The 17,768-nt window shown below is 73.5% G+C and carries 15 protein-coding genes; 9 read left to right on the top strand and 6 right to left on the bottom strand.

The annotated features are described in order from the left end of the window. Window positions 1–23 precede the first annotated feature (23 nt). A complete protein-coding gene (locus ABD292_RS11350; RefSeq protein ID WP_344207059.1) occupies window positions 24–1,409 on the bottom strand; it encodes a sulfatase family protein in 1,386 nt (461 codons plus the stop codon). A gap of 126 nt (window positions 1,410–1,535) precedes the next feature. On the opposite strand from ABD292_RS11350, the gene ABD292_RS11345 reads away from it, so the two are divergent. Continuing rightward, the gene (locus tag ABD292_RS11345) at window positions 1,536–2,537 is read left to right on the top strand and encodes an LLM class F420-dependent oxidoreductase (protein WP_344207058.1); all 1,002 of its coding nucleotides are present in this window, start codon (window positions 1,536–1,538) and stop codon (window positions 2,535–2,537) included. A 5-nt stretch (window positions 2,538–2,542) separates the two neighbouring features. On the opposite strand, the gene ABD292_RS11340 is transcribed toward ABD292_RS11345, so the two are convergent. Together ABD292_RS11340 and ABD292_RS11335 are read right to left on the bottom strand one after the other, a co-directional pair. Continuing rightward, window positions 2,543–4,489, bottom strand: a complete 1,947-nt coding sequence (locus ABD292_RS11340; RefSeq protein WP_344207057.1) for an FtsX-like permease family protein — start codon at window positions 4,487–4,489, stop codon at window positions 2,543–2,545. Further along, the gene (locus ABD292_RS11335; RefSeq protein ID WP_344207056.1) at window positions 4,486–5,166 is read right to left on the bottom strand and encodes an ABC transporter ATP-binding protein; all 681 of its coding nucleotides are present in this window, start codon (window positions 5,164–5,166) and stop codon (window positions 4,486–4,488) included. Before ABD292_RS11335 ends, ABD292_RS11340 begins: the two co-directional genes overlap by 4 nt. A gap of 93 nt (window positions 5,167–5,259) precedes the next feature. Between ABD292_RS11335 and ABD292_RS11330 the strand changes: the two genes are divergently transcribed. Together ABD292_RS11330 and ABD292_RS11325 are read left to right on the top strand one after the other, a co-directional pair. Further along, window positions 5,260–5,910, top strand: coding sequence for a response regulator (locus ABD292_RS11330; protein WP_091093801.1), 651 nt, complete (start codon window positions 5,260–5,262; stop codon window positions 5,908–5,910). Window positions 5,911–5,975: 65 nt separating this feature from the next. Beyond that, entirely contained in the window at window positions 5,976–6,659 is a 684-nt protein-coding gene (locus ABD292_RS11325; protein ID WP_344207055.1) for a DUF4328 domain-containing protein, read from the top strand. 4 nt (window positions 6,660–6,663) lie between these two features. On the opposite strand, the gene ABD292_RS11320 is transcribed toward ABD292_RS11325, so the two are convergent. Genes ABD292_RS11320 through ABD292_RS11310 form a run of 3 tightly spaced genes read right to left on the bottom strand, consistent with a single transcriptional unit; the run spans window position 6,664 to window position 11,383 of the window. Next, window positions 6,664–10,290, bottom strand: a complete 3,627-nt coding sequence (locus ABD292_RS11320) for a DNA polymerase III subunit alpha (RefSeq protein ID WP_344207157.1) — start codon at window positions 10,288–10,290, stop codon at window positions 6,664–6,666. Next, window positions 10,290–10,556: a DUF6504 family protein gene (locus tag ABD292_RS11315; protein ID WP_026214111.1), complete on the bottom strand. Its 267-nt coding sequence runs from the start codon at window positions 10,554–10,556 to the stop codon at window positions 10,290–10,292. The genes ABD292_RS11320 and ABD292_RS11315 overlap by 1 nt, the downstream gene beginning before the upstream one ends. A gap of 59 nt (window positions 10,557–10,615) precedes the next feature. Next, on the bottom strand, window positions 10,616–11,383 hold the full coding sequence (locus ABD292_RS11310) for a GntR family transcriptional regulator (RefSeq protein WP_344207054.1): 768 nt from the start codon (window positions 11,381–11,383) through the stop codon (window positions 10,616–10,618). A gap of 112 nt (window positions 11,384–11,495) precedes the next feature. On the opposite strand from ABD292_RS11310, the gene ABD292_RS11305 reads away from it, so the two are divergent. From ABD292_RS11305 to ABD292_RS11280, 6 genes are read left to right on the top strand one after another with little or no spacing between them, the layout of a single operon-like run. Next, window positions 11,496–12,650 carry an ABC transporter substrate-binding protein gene (locus tag ABD292_RS11305; RefSeq protein ID WP_344207053.1) on the top strand — a complete coding sequence of 385 codons (1,155 nt, stop codon included), beginning with the start codon at window positions 11,496–11,498 and terminating at the stop codon, window positions 12,648–12,650. After that, entirely contained in the window at window positions 12,647–13,471 is an 825-nt protein-coding gene (locus tag ABD292_RS11300; protein WP_020542070.1) for an ABC transporter permease, read from the top strand. The genes ABD292_RS11305 and ABD292_RS11300 overlap by 4 nt, the downstream gene beginning before the upstream one ends. Continuing rightward, window positions 13,459–14,316, top strand: coding sequence for an ABC transporter permease (locus ABD292_RS11295; protein WP_344207052.1), 858 nt, complete (start codon window positions 13,459–13,461; stop codon window positions 14,314–14,316). Before ABD292_RS11300 ends, ABD292_RS11295 begins: the two co-directional genes overlap by 13 nt. After that, entirely contained in the window at window positions 14,313–15,416 is a 1,104-nt protein-coding gene (locus ABD292_RS11290) for an ABC transporter ATP-binding protein (protein WP_344207051.1), read from the top strand. Before ABD292_RS11295 ends, ABD292_RS11290 begins: the two co-directional genes overlap by 4 nt. Then, on the top strand, window positions 15,406–16,035 hold the full coding sequence (locus ABD292_RS11285; protein ID WP_344207050.1) for an HAD family hydrolase: 630 nt from the start codon (window positions 15,406–15,408) through the stop codon (window positions 16,033–16,035). Before ABD292_RS11290 ends, ABD292_RS11285 begins: the two co-directional genes overlap by 11 nt. A 42-nt stretch (window positions 16,036–16,077) precedes the next feature. Next, window positions 16,078–17,709 carry a serine/threonine-protein kinase gene (locus tag ABD292_RS11280; RefSeq protein ID WP_344207049.1) on the top strand — a complete coding sequence of 544 codons (1,632 nt, stop codon included), beginning with the start codon at window positions 16,078–16,080 and terminating at the stop codon, window positions 17,707–17,709. Window positions 17,710–17,768 lie beyond the last annotated feature (59 nt).

Raw genomic sequence — 17,768 nt, 5'->3', positions numbered from 1 at the left:
TTCACTTCAGGCGGGGGAGGATGTCAATGAAGCACGTCGGCCTGGCGGCAGCCCGCGCCCGAGCAGCGCGCCATGGTGTCCAGCCGGACGTCCAGGTTCGCCAGCAGCTTGGGGTCGGCCGTGGCCGCGAGGTTCTGCAGCTCGTACGGATCCGTCCGCAGGTCGTAGAGCTGCTTCTCGCCGGTGACGTAGCGGACGTAGGTGTAGTGCTCGGTGCGCAGCGCGGTGTAGGCGGGCACCGGCGTCTGCCGCGCGGACGACCGGTTGGCGGGCCGGTGGAACTCGATGAGCGCGTTGTGCCGCCATATCGGCGGTTTACACCCTTTGAGCAGCGGCTTCAGCGACCGCCCTTCGGCGAACGGAGGCAGCATGGCCCCGCCCAGGTCGGCGACGGTCGCCGCGAGGTCGACCGTGGCGCCCATGTGGCCGATCCTCGACCCGGGCCGGATGCCGGGCCCGCGCACCACCAGCGGGATCCTGATCGCCTCCTCGTACGGCGTGGTCTTGCCCTGCGGCAGCCGGTGGGTGCCTAGGTGGAAGCCGTTGTCCGAGGTGAACATGATGTAGGTGTCGTCGAGGTGCCCGCTGTCGCGCAGCGCGTCGACGACGGCGCCGACCAGGTCGTCCACGCCGAGCATGGCGCGCAGCCTGGCGCGGTGGCGGCGGTCCACGGCGTCGATCTGCTCCTGCGACAGCGGGAGCCTGCCGCGCAGCCACAGCGGCTCGGCGCTGACGTCGGCCTGGTTGAACGACGGCGTCCGGGGCGCGGTCACGTGGGGGAACGCGCCCTCGTGCCGCCAAGCCGGATTGGCCGGGTTGTGCGGCGCGATGGGCGCCAGGTAGAGGAAGAACGGCCGGCCCGAGCTCTTGATGAACTGCCGGCTCTTCTCGGCGAGCACGTCCGACAGGTAGTCCTCCTGGCCCCAGCCGTGCTCGGTCAGCGCGCCGTTCTCGTTGAGCCGGTAGCCGTACTCCTCGTAGAGGTTCGTCACCGGGACGGCCCACTCGTCCCAGCCGGGCGGCACGTACGTCTCGGTGGCGGTGCGCCCCGGATAGTGGTTGAGGAACTTGCCCATCAGCGCGGTGCGGTAGCCGGCCGCCTGCATCCACGTGCCGACCGTGGAGCTTTCCAGGCCGAGGGTGTGGAACCGGTCGAAGCCGCCCTCGGGTGCGGTGTTGGTGAGGACGCCGTGGCTGTGGACGTACTGGGAGCGCAGGATCGACGCGCGCGACGGGCAGCACCAGGAGTTCGTCACGAAGAACCGGTCGAACGTCGCCCCCTTGCGCACCAGGTGCCGGGTGATCTGGGGGAAGTACGCCAGCGTGCCCGTCTCCAGGTCGTCGGTGACGATGAGGACGATGTTCGGCCGCGACGCGCTCGCCGCCACCAGGGGCTCGGCCGCGGGCAACAGCAGGAGCAGGACGCAGGCTACGCGACAGAGACCTTTGACCACGGACTGTGACTGCCCGGAGGATCCTCCATTGACACCCGGCCCCCGCACGGGGGTAATAGAACTTAATTCCGGAGGTGTCACATGAAGCTCGGGCTCCAGTTGGGCTACTGGCAGCGCAACGCCGACGACGCGACCGCATCCGTGCTGGCGGCCGAGCGCCTCGGCTACGACTCGGTGTGGACGGCCGAGGCGTACGGCAGCGACGCGTTCACCCCGCTCGCCTGGTACGGCGCGCGCACCAGCCGCATCAAACTCGGCACGTCGGTCGCGCAGTTGTCGGCCAGGCCGCCGGTGACGACCGCCATGACGGCCATGACCCTCGACCACCTGACCGGCGGCCGGCTGCTGCTCGGCGTGGGCGCCTCGGGCCCGCAGGTGGTCGAGGGCTGGTACGGCCAGCCGTTCGCCAGGCCCCTCGCCAGGACCCGCGAGTACGTCGAGATCATGCGCAAGGTCTGGCGCCGCGAGGAGCCGGTCACCGCCGACGGCCCCCACTACCCGCTGCCGCTGCCGGACGGCCTCGGCAAGCCGCTCAAGCTCATCACCCACCCGCTGCGCCCCGACATCCCCGTCTACCTGGGCGCGGAGGGCCCGAAGAACGTCGCGCTGGCCGCCGAGATCGGCCAGGGCTGGCTGCCGCTGTTCGCCTTCCCCGAGAAGATCGAGGAGATGTACGGCGGCGCGCTCGCCGGCGCCCCCGCGGGCTTCGAGGTGGCGGCCATGGTGACCGTCGTGGTCTCCGACGACGTACGGGCCGCACTCGACGGCGTGAAGCTCATGCTCACCCTCTACATCGGCGGCATGGGCGCCCGGCACCGCAACTTCCACGCCGACATCATCGGCCGCATGGGCTACGCCGAGGCCGCCGAGCACATCCAGGCGCTCTACCTGGCCGGGCGGAAGGACGAGGCGTTCCGGGCGATCCCCGACGAGCTGGCCGACGGCATCTCGCTCGTCGGCCCGCCCGGCCGCATCAGGGAGCGCTTGGAGCTGTGGCGCAAGAGCCCGGTGACGAGCCTGCTCGTCATGGGCCCGCGCGACGAGCCCACGCTGAAACTGGTCCGCGACCTGGTCCTCGGCTAGCCGGTTCAGTCCGGTCGGGGCGCGGGGTCGGCCGTGACCGACCTCAGCAGCGGCCGGCTCAGCGCCCCCGCCCCGATCACCCCGGCGAACCCGAGCACCACGCACACCGTCAGCGTGACGACCCCGGCCACGCTGACCCCGCCGATCATGAACGGCGTCGCGCAGAACGCCCCCACCAGGATCGCGCCGCCGCCCATCACGCCCAGCGGGATCAGCGTCTCGGCCCGCCTGGCCCGGTCCAGCACCTCCAGCGGCGTCCCGGCCAGGCGTAGCAGCCCGTACGTCTGCCGCCGGTCGAGGATCGACGAGGCGGCCGTGATGCCCGCGCTGGCGATGGCCACCAGGAACGACACCGACAGCACCACGATCGTGCCCACCCGCACGTCGGCCAGCAGCTGGTCGCCGAAGTTCCGCTCGTCGGCCTCGGTCGTCGGGGTGCGCCCGGGGACGAGCCCGGCGAGCGCCGTACGCGCCCGGTCCACGTCCGCGGCGTCGGGCGAGCCCGACGGCGCGGCGACGACGGTCCGCTTGACGACCGTGACCGCGGCGGGCACCTTCGCCGCCGCCAGCCGCTCGCGGGCCTGCCCGGCCACCTGCTCCGCCTGCCCGGCGGGCGCGAGGACACGCAGCTGGAGCGGCCCGTCGTCCCCCGCGAACGCGCCCGGGCTGAGCAGGCCGAGGAAGCCCGCCACGAACCCGGTCAGCGCCACCCCGCTCACCGTCCGCCAGGCCGAACGCGGATCGTCCACCAGCCTGCGCCCGGCCAGCAGCCGCGCGGGGGTACGCGCCGTACCGGCCGTGATCCGGCCGATGAGTCCCACCACCCACGGCCCGGCCAGGTTCAGGCACAGGAACGCGAGCCCCAGCGCCACGGCCACGATCGCCACGCTGGTCCCCTGGGTCAGCATCGGGAACGCGGCCAGCACCACGACCAGCGCGAGCACCCGGACGAAGCGCATGCCGGGCGGCGTCTCCCGCTTGGCCACGCCGAGCGGGCTCACCACGACCCGCCGCAGCCCCGCCACCGCCGACAGCCCCACCAGCAGCGGCACCGCCACCAGCACCCCGGCCAGCACCGCGAGGCCGGGGAACAGGTCCCCCGCGAACCAGGCGCCGCCCTGGATCTCGATCCGGGTCAGCAGCGGCACGGACAGCGCGAACGCCACCGCGCCCGCCAACGCCCCGGCCAGCGCCACGAGCACCGCCTCGGCCACCGTCATCCGCACGACCTGGCCGGGCGTCGCGCCGACCAGCCGGAGCGCGGCCAGCCGCGTGTCCCGCCTGGCCACCGTGAGCCGGGCCGCCGCGCCCCCGAACACCAGCAGCGGCACCACCATGAGCACGCTCGCGATGACCGCGAGCACCTTGTACGCCTCCGCGTCCTCGCTCGGCGTCCCCGCCAGGCTCGCGACCCTGACCGGCGGCTTGCCCATGATCCAGTCGTCACTGCGCTCCGCGGTCATCGCCGGCGCGTCCGGCGCGTGGCCGACGACCGCGACCAGCTCCCCCGGGTACACCAGGGCCTCGTCCCCCAGGACGCCCGCCCGGTTCGGGTAACGGTCGCCCAGCTCGGCGGGGGGCAGCTCACGGGCCAGCTCCGCGAGCGCGGGCGACAGCCACGTCTCCCCCGGCTTCGGGAAGCGCGGCAGGCCGGGCGGCGGCGCGGCGTCGGGCCGGAGCGCGGCGAGGTCCACGACGGTGATCACCCGGTCGCGTACGTAGTCGAACCGGGACGCCTCGACGGCGACCGCGTCCTTGGCCGCGTCCTTGGCGACCGGCACCGGGTTGCGCCAGGCGCCGCGCTCGGCGCGGGCGTCGAAGGCCAGGTTCGCGGCCACGGCGAACAGCAGCAGCGCCGTGGACACGGCGACGGCCCCCAGCGTCAGCCAGACGCCCAGCAGCCCCTTGCGGCCGCCGCCCTTGAGCAGCCGCCACGTCAGATCCAGGTTCACGCCGTCGCTCCGCTCATCGTCACGAGGTGGCCGTCGCGGACCTCGACGGTGCGGTCGCACCAGGCGGCCACGTTCGGGTCGTGGGTGACGACGATCAGCGAGGCGTCGTTGTGCCGGGTCGCCTCCACCAGCAGCCGCATCGTGTCCTGCCCGGTCCGCTGGTCGAGCGCCCCGGTCGGCTCGTCCGCGAACACCACCGCCGGCCTGGTCACCAGCGCCCGCGCGATGGCCACCCGCTGCGCCTGCCCGCCGGACAGCTCACCCGGCCGCCGCGCCTCCATGCCCGGCAGCCCGAGCGGCGCGAACCACTCGCGCGCCTGCCTGACCGCCTGCTGCCGGGACACGCCGCCCAGCATGAGCGGCAGGGCCACGTTCTCCTCGGCCGGCAGTTCGGGCAGGAGCTGCCCGAACTGGAAGACGAAGCCGAACCGGGTACGCCGCAGCGCGCTGCGCTTGCGCTCCCCCATCGCGTCGATGCGCTGCCCCAGCAGGTGCACCTCACCCTCGTCCGGCCGCATGATGCCCGCGAGGCAGTGGAGCAGGGTGGACTTGCCCGACCCGCTCGGCCCCATGATCGCCACGGCCTCGCCGGCCCGCACCGCGATGTCCACGCCGCCGAGGGCGACCGTCTGCCCGAACCTCTTGACCAGGGCCCGTCCAACAAGCACGTCGTTCATGGGTCCCAGCCTCGCGGCGGGCGCGTACCCACCGGATCGGCCGTGCGGCCATCCCGTCTCGGCCGAACGGCCGATCTCCTTAGAGTTGGGGTCGTGACTATTCGGGTTCTCGTCGCCGACGACCAGCAGCTGGTACGTACCGGCTTCCAGATGATTTTGGACGCGCAACCGGACATGGAGGTCGTCGCCGCGGTGGCCGACGGCGCCGAGGCGGTGGCGGAGGCGCGGCGGCTGCGGCCCGACGTGTGCCTCCTGGACATCAGGATGCCGAGGCTCGACGGCATCGAGGTGACCAGGATCCTGGCCGGGCCCGGCGTGGAGAACCCGCTGCGGGTGGTCATCGTCACCACGTTCGACCTCGACGAGTACGTCTACGGCGCGCTGCGCTCCGGCGCGACCGGGTTCCTGCTCAAGGACAGCGGGCCCACGCTGCTCATCGAGGCGGTGCGCGCGGCCGCGGCCGGGGACGCGCTGGTGTCGCCGTCGGTCACCGTACGGCTGCTGCAGCACCTCGCCCAGCCGAGGCGGGCCGCGCCGCCGCCCATGAACGACCCGCTGACCGAGCGCGAGCTGGACGTGGTGCGGCTGATCGCGCGGGGGCGCACCAACCAGGAGGTGGCGGCCGAGCTGTTCGTGTCGCTGTCGACCGTCAAGACGCACCTCGGCAGCATCTTCGCCAAGCTCGGCGTGCGCAATCGGGTCGAAATCGCTGCTTGGGCGTGGGAATCCGGCGTGGTGAGCTGATTAACGGTGGGGCCCGCGGGATAAAAAGTGAATCAGAACCGCAGCGCAAGGCCCGGGGAGAGAACATGCGCCACACCCAGGCACCGCCCACCAGAGCCGCCTCCGCCGTCTACGTCACGCTCGCCGCGCAGGTCCTCTCCCTCGCCGCTCTGGTGATCTTCGAGCAGGTGCGCGGGCGGCAGCTCGCCGCCCAGCTCGCCGCGTTCGGCGGACGTCCCCAGGGGGCCGAGGCGGAGGCGGTCGTGGGCGCGGTGACCGTGTTCGCGGTGCTGATCATGCTGGTCGCGGGCACCTCGGTCGCGGCCGGGGCCGCGTACGTGACGTGGCTCGTCCGGGCCAGGCAGGCCAACGACCGCTCGGCGGCGACCGCGCCGGTGGCGGCGGCCTGGCTGATCCCCGGCGTCAACCTGGTGGCGCCCGCGGTGCTCCTCGACGAGGTCTGGCGCGGCGCCCGGCCGCCCGCGGGGCGGCGCGGCCGGTGGCTGGCGCTGCTGGCCGGGTGGTGGCTGAGCTGGCTGGCCACGCTCGCGCTGGTCACGATCCGGCTGCCGCTCGACTCCGCGTCCGGCGGCCTCACCGGGGTGGGGGCGCCGGAGCTGCTGTGCGCGGCGGTCGCCGCCGCCCTCTGCGCGGGCACCGTCCGCGAGCTGACCCGGCTCCAGCGCGCCGCCCGCTCCCCCCTCGCCTCCCTCCGCCCTCTGTCCGCCAAACCCGCCCCCGACTCCACCTCTCTCAGCCACCCCATGTGACCCGTCAGGCGGCCGTGGGGCCGGAGCTGCCGGGGCTGGCGTGCCAGAGACGGCGGGCCGGGTTGACGACGGCCGGGGCGATGTCGGCGTACGGCGACAACCGGAAGCCGTTGGGATACTCGATGCTCCGCCCGCCCACGCCCGCCTGCTCCCCCGGCGTACGGCGGAGCAGGTCGCGGACCGCGTCGATGCCCTGCGAACGCCACAGCCCGTCCAGGTCGGCGAGGTCCCAGCAGTCGAGGGCCCGCAGCGACACCGCCCGCACCCCGGTGCGCCGCACCACCCCCTTGGCCAGCATGAGCCACGCCCCGAACACGGTCGCGGCGCAGTGCCCCTGGACCGACTCGAAGAAGGTCAGGTCGATCGGCCCGGTGGAGTCCTCCAGGGTGGTGAAGACGACCCGCTGCCCCGAGCGCACGGCGGGCGTCTGCGTGGCCACCTTGACCCCGGCCACCAGCACCTCGGACCCGTTGCGCATGCGCAGCAGGTCGCGGGCGCGCACCACGCCGAGCAGGTCGAGCAGCTCGTCGTGGAAGCTGATGACGTGCCGGCTGACGTCCATGCCGAGGATCTCCAGCTCGGCCTCGACCATCTCGGCCTCGGTCATCTCGGGCAGCTCGCCGGGCGGCAGGTGCTCGGTGAAGCCCAGCGGGAGCTGCGCCGACGGCTGGGGCTCCACCGCCCGGGTGGCGGTGCGGGTGTAGCGCTTGGAGGCGCGCGGCCCGGCCCGTACGCCGCTCGCCGACGACCGTTCGAGCGCGCCGATCCGCGCGATCAGGTCGCGCCGGGTCAGCTCGCCGGGCTTCCAGCGCGGCCCGCCGGGACGCAGGTCGTGCAGCGCGTCGAGGCCGCCGACCTGGACGATCCGCTCGATGACGGGCCGCGAGGGCCGGGCGCGGTCCCAGAAGTCGGCCAGCGAGGTGTACGGCTGCCCGGCCACCATCCGCTCGACCTCGGCCTCGCTCACCCCTTTGACCGCCGAGAACGGCACCCGCAGCGCGTACCCCTTGCCGATGTCCGCGGCCCGGAACTCCCGCCGCCGTGCGCCGGCCAGGCGGTCGGGGCGCACCCGCACCGGCACGCGCGGCCCGAGCCGCTCCACCCGCCAGTCCTTGCCGGACTTGTTGACGTCGAGCGGCAGGATCTTGACCCCGCACTGCCTGGCCTCGTCGATGATCACCCGCGAGGGGTACATGCCGGGGTCGTGCGTGAGCACCCCCGCGAAGAACGCCGCCGCGTGGTGCCGCTTCAGCCACGCCGACTGGTAGGTGGGCAGCGCGAACGCCGCCGCGTGCGCCTTGCAGAACCCGAACCCGCCGAACGCGTCCAGCACCCGCCAGGCCCGGTCCACGGCCGCGTCGTCGAAGCCGTTGGCCCGCGCCAGGGGCACGAACGTCTTGCGCACCCGTTCGCGTCCCTCCGGCGTGCCGAGGGTGCGCCGCAGCAGCTCGGCGAAGGACAGGTCGCGCCCGGTCATCACCGAGATGATCTTCAGGACCTGTTCGTGGAACACCACGACGCTGTGCGTCTCGCGCAGCGCCTCGCGCAGCCGCTCGTGCGGGTAGTGCGGCTGCCGCCACCCCTGCCTGGCCTCCAGGTACGGGGTGATCATGTCGGAGTTGACCGGCCCCGGCCGGAACAGCGAGATGTCCACGATCAGGTCGTGCATCTTGCGCGGCTCCAGCTTGGCGACCAGCTCCCGCTGACCGGGCGACTCGATTTGGAAGCACCCGATCGTCCGCGCCGCGCAGACCATGTCGTAGGTCTCCTGGTCGTCGTGCGGGACGTACTGGACGTCCGGGTCGTCGCCGCGCTGGGTGTCCAGCTCGACGGTGACGCCGTCGACGCGCTTGATCTCGCCCAGCGCGTACGCCAGCGCCGACTGCATCCGCACGCCCAGCACGTCCAGCTTGAGCAGCCCGGCCTCCTCCACGTCGTCCTTGTCGAACTGCGACATCGGGAACTCCAGCAGGCTGCGTTCGACCGGCGTCCGGTCGAGGAGGCCGGAGTTGCCGACGAGCACCCCGCACGGGTGCAGCGCGATGTGCCGGGGCAGCCCGTCGAGCCGTTCGGCGAGGCGGAACACCCGGTCCAGCCCGGCGTCGCCGAGCCGGCTGCCGCGCAGCTCGGGCAGGTCGGCGAGCGAGGCGGTGATCTGCCTGGCCCTGATGTGCGGGAACGCCTTGGCGATCGTGTCGATCTCGTGCGGCGGCAGGCCCATCGCCCCGGCGACGTCGCGGATGGCGCTGCGCGCCCGGTAGGTCTCCATCATGGACACGCAGGCCACGCGGTCCTCGCCGTACCGTTCGAAGATCGCCTTGTAGCAGTCGAGGCGGCGGGCGGACTCGACGTCCACGTCGATGTCGGGCAGCCCGACGCGCCCCTCGGACAGGAACCGCTCCATGAGCAGGCCGTGGTCGAGCGGATTGACCTCGCCGATGCCGATGAGGTAGTTGACCAGGCTGCCGGCGCCCGAGCCGCGGATGGCGCAGCGCACGCCCATGCCGCGGATCATGTCGGTGATGCCGGCCACCGCGATGAAGTAGCCGGACAGGCGCTTGCGCTCGATGATCGTCATCTCCTCGCCGAGCCGCCGCCGGGCGCCCGCGTCGCGGCCGAGGCCGCGCCGGAGCAGGCCGTCCTCGACGCGGTGGCGCAGCAGCGGCACCGGGTCCCTGCCGATCTCGGGCAGGTGCAGGTCGGGCGGGTCGTTGCGGAGCGCGAGCAGCCGCAGCGGGTCCATCGCGCACGCCTCGGCCAGCCGCCGGGTGGTGAGCAGCAGCCGCCCCACCCGCGTCCGGTCGGCGCCGCAGACCTTGGCCGCCACCTGCCACATCTCCTTGGTGCTCTTGAGATAGGCGTGCGAGGTCGTCCGGTCGAGGTGGCGCGGGTGCAGGGGGACGAGCTGGCGGGCCGCGTCGAGCACGTCGCCCACCTGGTGGTCGGCCGGGTCGAGGTAGCGCACCGCGTTGGTGAGCACGGCGGGCACGCCCATGGACTCGGCCAGGCCGAGCATGCGCACGGCGGTGGTCGCGTCGCGGAAGCCGTACTGGTCGACCAGCTCGATCACCACGGCGGGCACCGCCGCCCGCCACAGGCCGAGCAGCGTCCGCGCGTGCTCGTCGCGCCGCGCGGCCACCGCGCGGCCCACGTCGGAACGGGGGCCGAGCAGCACCACGAGCCCGTCGTCCGCCCCGAACCCGTGCTCGCCGCCCGGCCCGCCCGCCCACGCGCCGATCAGCTCGCGGGTCACCTTCGGGCTGCCGCGCTCGCCGGCCCGGTGGGCGGCCGTCACCAGGCGCGCCAGGCGCGACCAGCCCTCGCCGCGGGCCAGCACGGTGACGCGGTCCTCGGCCTCGGGGCCGGTGCGGGGCCGCTCGGCGCGCATGCCGGGCGCCGGACCGGCCGGCGGGGCGTCGAGCGCCAGGTTGACCCCGACGACCGGCGCGATCCCGGCGTCGGCGCACGCCTGAACGTGCTTGACGGCGCCGTAGAGCCCGTCGCGGTCGGTCAGGGCCAGGATGTCCATGCCGTGCTCGGCGGCGCGGCCGGCGAGCGCCTGCGGGAAGGCGGTGCCGTAGCGCATGGAGTAGGCCGAGCACACGTTGAGGTGCGGGAACGGCGGCGCCATCAGTCCCACGCCCTCAGCAGCAGCCAGCCGTTGGCGGCGGTGTCGTAGCGCAGCTCGTAGGAGCCCACCTCGCGGCCGGGACCGGCGTCCACGCGCCAGAACCGGCGCTCGCCCGGATCTCCCTCGCTGGTCTTCCACCATTCGCGCGCGACCACCCAGTGGTCGAGGACGCGGCGGACCAGGTAGAGCCGGTCGCGCCAGACGAACTGGATCGGCTCCCCGTCCCTCGTCCACACCTCTATCGGATCGCCATAGAGTCTGCTCAAGACGCTTCTCCCACGCGGCTCTGGTCGTGTTCGTGAGCCACCCGGGGGAAGGCGGGCGCTTATGACTCGAACATATGTTCTCCGGGCGCGGAACGCAAGTCGATCGCCTGCCGTACGAGCGGGTTCGCGCCGATCGAGTTGCGGATGCTGAAGGCCACGCTGCCCGCGCGGTAACGGTCGTCGGAGGACTCCACGGGGCGGCCCTCGTGGGTCGTCGTGGTGCGGCGCTGGCGCAACAGCGGGCTGCCGCGGCGCACCCCCAGCAGGCGGGCGTCCTGGGCGCCGGCGGCGACCGCGTCGATGAGGTGCTCGCCGTAGGCGCACACGAGGCCGGCGGTGTCGTACAGCGCCTGGGTGACCGACTCGCAGTCGGCGGGCAGCGCCTCGACGGCGGGGGCCACCCAGGCGGCGTACACCGTCCGCTCGACCAGCACCGGCTCGCCCTCCAGCGTGCGCAGCCGCAGCACCTCCAGCACCTCGCCGCCGCCGAGCCTGGCCGTCTCGGCGGCGCTCGCGGGGCGGCGGCGCTGCTCGATCACCTGGCCGCCGAAGCGGTGGCCGCCCGCGCGCGCCCACTGCGCGAAGCTGTGCAGCTCGGCGAAGCTCTGGCTGGGCGCCGCGCCGAGCACGATGCGCCGGGCGCCCTGCCGGGAGCCCACCAGCCCCTCGGCGGCGAGCACCGCCACCGCCTGGCGCACCGTGCCGCGCGCCGCGCCGTGCCGCCGGGCCAGCTCGGCCTCGCTGGGGAGCTGCGAGCCCACCGGGTACGCGCCGGAGAGGATGCCTTCCCGCAGGTCATCAGCGATCAGTTCATAGCGAGCAGCCACGCCCGCCCCTCCCCGTTCATGAAAGAGCAACGTTCATGCGACTTACTGGTGCTCGCTTGTTTGTACAAGTTCCCTTACTTTCGTGCCATACCCCCCTGCACATGGAGGCGTCGTGCTCACCTCTCGCGCCCGAGCGGCCGGAATCGCCGCAATACTCGCACTGGCCACCGCGGCCTGCGGCGCCGCCCCCGGCACCCAGCAGACCACCGAAGCGTCACAGGGCGGGGCGAACGCCGCCACCGCCACCTCCGCCGCCGACTTCGGCGGGCTGGACAAGCTCGTCGAGGCCGCCAAGAAGGAGGGCGCGCTGCACGTCATCGCCCTGCCTCCCGACTGGGCGAACTACGGCGAGATCATCGAGAAGTTCCAGGCCAAGTACGGCATCAAGATCGAGAGCGAGACCCCCGACGCGTCCAGCGCCGACGAGATCAACGCCGTCAAGACCCGCAAGGGCCAGGACCGCGCCCCCGACGTGCTCGACCTCGGCCAGTCGTTCGCGCTCAGCGGCGCGGCCGAGGGGCTGTTCGCGCCGTACAAGGTGCAGACGTTCGACAAGATCCCCGAGGGCCAGAAGGAGCAGAGCGGCCTCTGGGTCAACGACTACGGCGGCTACGTGTCCATCGGCTGCGACGCCAAGAAGATCGCCACCTGCCCTGCCAGCTTCCAGGACCTGCTGAAGCCCGAGTACAAGGGCAAGGTCGCGATGAACGGCAACCCGACCAAGGCGGGCTCCGCCTTCGCCGGCGTGTACGCCGCCGCGCTCGCGAACGGCGGCTCGTTCGACGACATCCAGCCCGGCATCGACTTCTTCAAGAAGCTCAAGGACGCCGGCAACTACAACCCGGTCGAGACCACGCCGGCCACCATCGAGAAGGGCGAGACCCAGATCAGCATCGACTGGGACTACAACAACGCCGCCTACGCCCCCCAGATGGCCGACAAGGGCATCGACTGGCAGGTCAACATCCCCTCCGACGGCAAGTACTTCCAGATGTACGCCCAGGCGATCAACAAGGACGCCCCGCACCCGGCCGCCGCCCGGCTGTGGCAGGAGTACCTCTACAGCGCCGAGGGCCAGAACCTCTTCCTCAAGGGCTTCGCCCGTCCCGTGCTGCTGCCCGCCATGACCGCCGACGGCACCGCCGACCAGGCGCTCGCCGACAAGCTGCCCAAGGTGGAGGGCGAGCCGACCTTCCCCACCACCGAGCAGGTCGACGCGGCCAAGGCCAAGCTGGCCAGCGGCTGGGACGCCGCGATCTCCGGATGAGCCGTCCCCGGTCGAGCGGCTGGCTGGGCGCGCTGCCCCTGCTGACGTTCTTCGCGCTCGTCTTCGGCGTGCCCGCCGTCGTGCTGGTGGCGGGGGCGTTCACCGCGGAGGGGCGGCCCAGCACGGCCAACCTGGCGCTGAGCCTGCAGGGCGGCTACCTGACCGCCCTGCTCGGCAGCGTGAAGCTGTCGGCCGTGGTGGCGCTGGCGGGGGCCGTGCTCGGCACGTTCCTCGCCTACGCCGTCGTGACCTCGCGCTCGCGGCTGCTGCGGGAGGCGGTGCTGACCGCCTCCGGCGTGCTGGCCAACTTCGGCGGGGTGCCGCTGGCGTTCTTCTGGATCGCCACGCTCGGCAACTCCGGCGTGGTCAGCGGGCTGGTCGGGCTGCCGTCGGGGTCGCTCTACACGTTCTGGGGCCTCGCCGTCGTCTACCTGTACTTCTCGGTGCCGCTGATGGTGCTCGCCATGGCGCCGGCGCTGGACGGCCTGCGCCCGCAGTGGCGGGAGGCGGCGGCCAACAGCGGCGCCACCGCCTGGCACTACTGGCGCTACGTGGCGCTGCCGGTGCTCGCCCCGGCCATGCTGGGCGGCGTGGTGCTGCTGTTCGGCTCGGCCTTCTCCGCCTACGCCACCGCCAACGCCATGGTCGGCACCGTCGTGCCGCTCGTCACCCTGAAGATCGCCGCCGCGCTCACCGGCGACGTGCTGATCGGCTACGAGAACATCGCGCTGGCGCTCAGCCTCGACATGATCGTGGTGGCCGGCCTGGTCATGGCGATCTACCTGCCGCTGCAGAGGAGGACCTCGCGATGGCTGCACTGACCGGGCTGGAGCCCGTCGCCACCGCCGCCCCCGCCAAGGCGCCCGCCCGGCCGAGGGTGTGGCGCGGGCTGGTGTTCCTGGTGGCCGGGCTCTACTTCCTGGTGCCGCTCGGCGCCTCGCTCTGGTACACCCTCTACTCGCCCAGGTCCGGGGTGTCGTTCGCGCCCTACGCCGAGCTGCTGACGGCCGAGGGCTTCGCGAGCTCCCTGACGCTGTCGCTGGGGCTCGCCGCGGCCACGATCGCCGTGGTGCTGCTGCTGGCGCTGCCCGCCATGCTGGCCGTACGGCTGTTCGCGCCGCGGCTGCGTCCTGTCATGGAGGTGCTGTGCACGCTGCCGCTGGTGGTGCCGCCGATCACGTTCGTGGCGGGGCTGTCCACGGCGCTGCGGAACGGCACCGAGATGCTGGCGCCGACGCCGTTCTGGGCCACGATCATCGCGGTGCAGGACCCGGGGTTCCCGATCGTGCTGGTGCTCGCGTACGTGGTGCTGGTGCTGCCGTTCGTGTACCGGTCGCTGGACGCCGGGCTGCGCACGATGGACGTGCGGACGCTGGTGGAGGCGGCGCGCAACCTGGGGGCCTCGTGGCCGTACGTGCTGTTCCGGGTCGTGGTGCCCAACCTGCGCTCGGCCCTCGCCAGCGCGTCGTTCCTGACGCTCGCGCTCGTCCTCGGCGAGTACACCGTCGCCAGCCTCCTGGGCTACCAGCCGTTCGCGGTGTGGATCGTGACCGTGTCGGGGTCGAGGGGCCAGCTCTCGGTGGCCGTCTCCATCCTGAGCCTGCTCATCATCTGGCTGCTCCTGCTGGCCGTGTCGACCGTCTTCGGTAGGGAGAAAAGGAAATGACCGCATCGGCTCCGGCGTCCGTCGAATTCCGGGCGCTGCGGCGGGAGTTCGGGAGGACGGTCGCGCTGGACGGGCTCGACCTGCTCATCGAGCCCGGCGAGTTCGTCGCCCTGCTCGGCCCTTCCGGGTGCGGCAAGACGACGGCGCTGCGGTGCGTGGCCGGGTTCGAGCGGCCCGACTCCGGCGCGGTGCTCGTGGACGGCAAGGACGTCACCCGCGTGCCCGCCAACAAGCGCGACGCCGGGATGGTCTTCCAGTCGTACTCGCTGTTCCCCAACCTGAACGCCCGCGACAACGTCGCCTTCGGGCTGCGCGTGCGCAAGGTGCCCGCCGCCACCCGGCGGGCGCGCGCGGACGAACTGCTGGAGCTGGTCGGCCTGCCCCAGCACGCCGACCGCTACCCCCACCAGCTCTCCGGCGGCCAGCAGCAGCGGGTCGCGCTGGCCCGCGCGCTCGCCCTGGAGCCGCGCGTGCTGCTGCTCGACGAGCCGCTGTCGGCGCTGGACGCCAAGGTACGGGTCACCCTGCGCGAGGAGATCCGGCGGCTCCAGCTCGACCTGGGCATCACCACCGTCTTCGTCACCCACGACCAGGAGGAGGCCCTGTCGGTCGCCGACCGGGTCGCGGTGCTGCGGGAGGGGCGGCTGGAGCAGGTGGGCGCGCCTGCCGAGGTCTACGACCGGCCCGCGACGCCGTTCGTCGCGGAGTTCGTCGGCACCATGAACCACCTCGCAGGGACGCTCGGCGGCGACCGGGTGAGCGTGCTCGGCCAGAGCCTGCCCGTGGACGGCCCCGTACCGGCCGGCGCGGACGTGGACGTGCTGGTCCGGCCGGAGGCGGTCCGGGTGGAGCCCGCCGAGGACGGGTCCGCCGAGGACGCGACGGCCGAGGTGCTGGCGGCCTCCTTCCGTGGCGCGTCCGTACGGCTCCGGCTCGCCGTGGACGGCGGCGAGGTGCTGGCCGACGTGCCCGGCCACGAGGCCGCGCGGCTCGGGCCAGGGACGCGGGTCGCGGTGCGGCTGGTGGAGCGGCCCGTGCTGGTGGCGGCCCGTACGGTCACGGCGCCCGCTCCCGTCGTGGCCGCCGCTGATGCCGTCTGATCCTCAGGCGGTCCTGCTCGACCTGGACGGGACGCTCGTGGACACCGAGGGGGCGTGGTGGCGGGCGGTGGCCGGGGTCGCCGCGACGCTCGGGCGGCGGCTGGGGGCGGACGACGTGCCGCACGTACGCGGCCGCACCGCCGCCGACGCCGCCGCCCACCTCCTCCCGTCCGCCGCTGAGCCCGGAGCCGTGTCCGAGGATGTGGGCGGAGCTGTGGGCGCGCTGGCGGAGCGGCTGGTGGACGCCTTCGCCGAGCGGCTCGGCCGCGACGGCGTGCCGGTGATGCCCGGGGCCCTTGAGCTCCTGTCCGACCTCGCGGCCGCGTCCATCCCCACGGCCCTGGTCAGCGCGTCCCCGCGGCGCGTGGTCGAGCTGGTGCTGCCGTGCCTGCGCCACTCGTTCCACGTGGTCGTCGCCGACGGGGAGGCGGCGCGCGGCAAGCCGCATCCGGACCCGTACCTGGAGGCGGCCCGGCGGCTCGGCGCGGACCCCCGGCGCTGCGTGGCAGTCGAGGACAGTCCGGCGGGCGTCGCGGCGGCCACCGCCGCGGGATGCCGGGTGCTGGTGGCGGGGGCGGCGGGACCGCCGTCGCTGGCGAGGATCCGAGGGGCCTTGTGACCAACTCCCGCGATCATGGCGGTGTCGGTAAGCTTGCGCGGCGTGAAGAACGGTGAAACCTCCCACATCGGGCGCTACAGGGTGCTGAGCGTGCTGGGGCGGGGCGGCATGGGCACGGTTCACCTCGCCGAGGACCCCGCCGGCCAGCGGGTCGCCGTCAAGGTCATCAACCCCGAGCTGAGCCAGCACGAGCAGTTCCGCCTGCGCTTCCGCAGGGAGGCCGACGCCGCGCGCCGGGTGCGCAGGTTCTGCACGGCGGCGGTCCTGGAGGCGGCGCTCGACGGCGACCAGCTCTACGTCGTCACCGAGTACGTGCCGGGCCCCAGCCTGGAGCAGGCCGTACGCGAGTCGGGCCCGCTGCGCGGCTCCAGCCTCGACGCGCTGGCCGTGAGCGTGGCGACGGCGCTGACCGCCATCCACGCGGCCGGGGTCGTCCACCGCGACCTCAAGCCGTCCAACGTGCTGCTGTCGCCGGTCGGCCCGCGCGTGATCGACTTCGGCATCGCGCGGGCGCTCGACACGCTCGGCGGCGTCACCGGCACCGGCGAGCTGGTCGGCACGCCCCGCTACATGGCGCCCGAGGTGCTGCGGGGCGAGCCGGTCTCGCCGGCCTGCGACGTGTTCTCGTGGGGGTGCCTGGTGGCGTTCGCGGCGAGCGGGCGGGCTCCGTTCCCCGGTGACACGCTGCCCACCATCGTCTACCAGGTGCTCAACACCGAGCCCGCGCTCGACGGCGTCGAGCCGGGGATGCGCGAGCTGGTCAGGGCCGCGCTGCGCAAGGACCCGGCCGCCCGGCCGACCGCCCAGCAGCTCCTCGACCACCTCGTCGGGCGGGCCGCCGAGCCGGAGCAGGCCACGCGGACGGTCCAGGCGACCTGGCAGCACGCCGGCGTCCCTTACGCGCCGCAGCCTGTCGGCGGGGCGCGGCGCGGCAAGCTGTACGCGGCCGTCGCCGCCGGGGCCGCGCTGCTCGTGGCCGCGTCCGTCGGGGCGTGGGCGCTGCTGTCGCCCGGCGGCCCGCCCGACCTCGGCGTCCTGTACGCCGAGGACTTCACCCAGACCTCCGGCGGCTGGAACGGCACCTACGACGCCAGTGCCGACGCCTCCTACGGATACCGGACGGACGGGACGTACGGACTGGACGTCAAGCAGGGCAGCGGCTGGGAGGAGCGGTGGGCGGAGGCCCCCGTCCCCTTCCTCGTCGCCACGCCGACGACCACGCCCGACCCCACGGCCAAGCCCACGCCGATGCTGCCGACGTCGGTGGTCATCGGCGTCACCGCCGAGGTCAAGAAGGCGTCGGGCACCGGCGAGTACGGCGTCTACTGCCACGCCGCCGACGACAAGTCCTACTACGAGTTCGGGCTGGACACGGCGGGCAAGGCCAGGATCCGGCGGGTGGTGGACGGCGCGGGCGGCACCCTCGCCCCTCCCGTCCAGGTGGACGGGCTGTCCGGCGGGCCGGTCAGGATCGTGGTGGCGTGCGAGCAGGTGGACACGGCGACGCGGCTGACCATGTGGGTCAACGACGACCGGGTGCACCAGGTGGAGGACCCGGACGGGATCGGCAACGGGACGCTCGGGCTGTTCGCGCGTACGACGAAGGCCGAGGGGTCGCTGCTGCGGACCACGTTCGACGACTTCGAACTGCGCGGCAAGAAGGCCGGCCCCTGATCACGGCGCAGCCGGCCTCTGATCACGGCGCAGCCGACCTCTGCTCAGAGAACCTCTGC

Source organism: Nonomuraea bangladeshensis (assembly GCF_039529455.1).
In the GTDB taxonomy this organism is placed as follows: domain Bacteria; phylum Actinomycetota; class Actinomycetes; order Streptosporangiales; family Streptosporangiaceae; genus Nonomuraea; species Nonomuraea bangladeshensis.
The sequence above is the reverse complement of the archived record's forward strand: the minus strand, read 5'-3'. Positions and strand labels throughout refer to the sequence as shown.

What these genes read in the sequence shown, in the direction of transcription:
- ABD292_RS11345 (WP_344207058.1), top strand. Translation starts at nt 1,536, where the DNA reads ATGAAGCTCGGGCTCCAGTTGGGCTACTGGCAGCGCAACGCCGACGAC.
- ABD292_RS11335 (WP_344207056.1), bottom strand. Translation starts at nt 5,166, where the DNA reads ATGAACGACGTGCTTGTTGGACGGGCCCTGGTCAAGAGGTTCGGGCAG.
- ABD292_RS11325 (WP_344207055.1), top strand. Translation starts at nt 5,976, where the DNA reads ATGCGCCACACCCAGGCACCGCCCACCAGAGCCGCCTCCGCCGTCTAC.
- ABD292_RS11320 (WP_344207157.1), bottom strand. Translation starts at nt 10,290, where the DNA reads ATGGCGCCGCCGTTCCCGCACCTCAACGTGTGCTCGGCCTACTCCATG.
- ABD292_RS11300 (WP_020542070.1), top strand. Translation starts at nt 12,647, where the DNA reads ATGAGCCGTCCCCGGTCGAGCGGCTGGCTGGGCGCGCTGCCCCTGCTG.
- ABD292_RS11295 (WP_344207052.1), top strand. Translation starts at nt 13,459, where the DNA reads ATGGCTGCACTGACCGGGCTGGAGCCCGTCGCCACCGCCGCCCCCGCC.
- ABD292_RS11290 (WP_344207051.1), top strand. Translation starts at nt 14,313, where the DNA reads ATGACCGCATCGGCTCCGGCGTCCGTCGAATTCCGGGCGCTGCGGCGG.
- ABD292_RS11285 (WP_344207050.1), top strand. Translation starts at nt 15,406, where the DNA reads ATGCCGTCTGATCCTCAGGCGGTCCTGCTCGACCTGGACGGGACGCTC.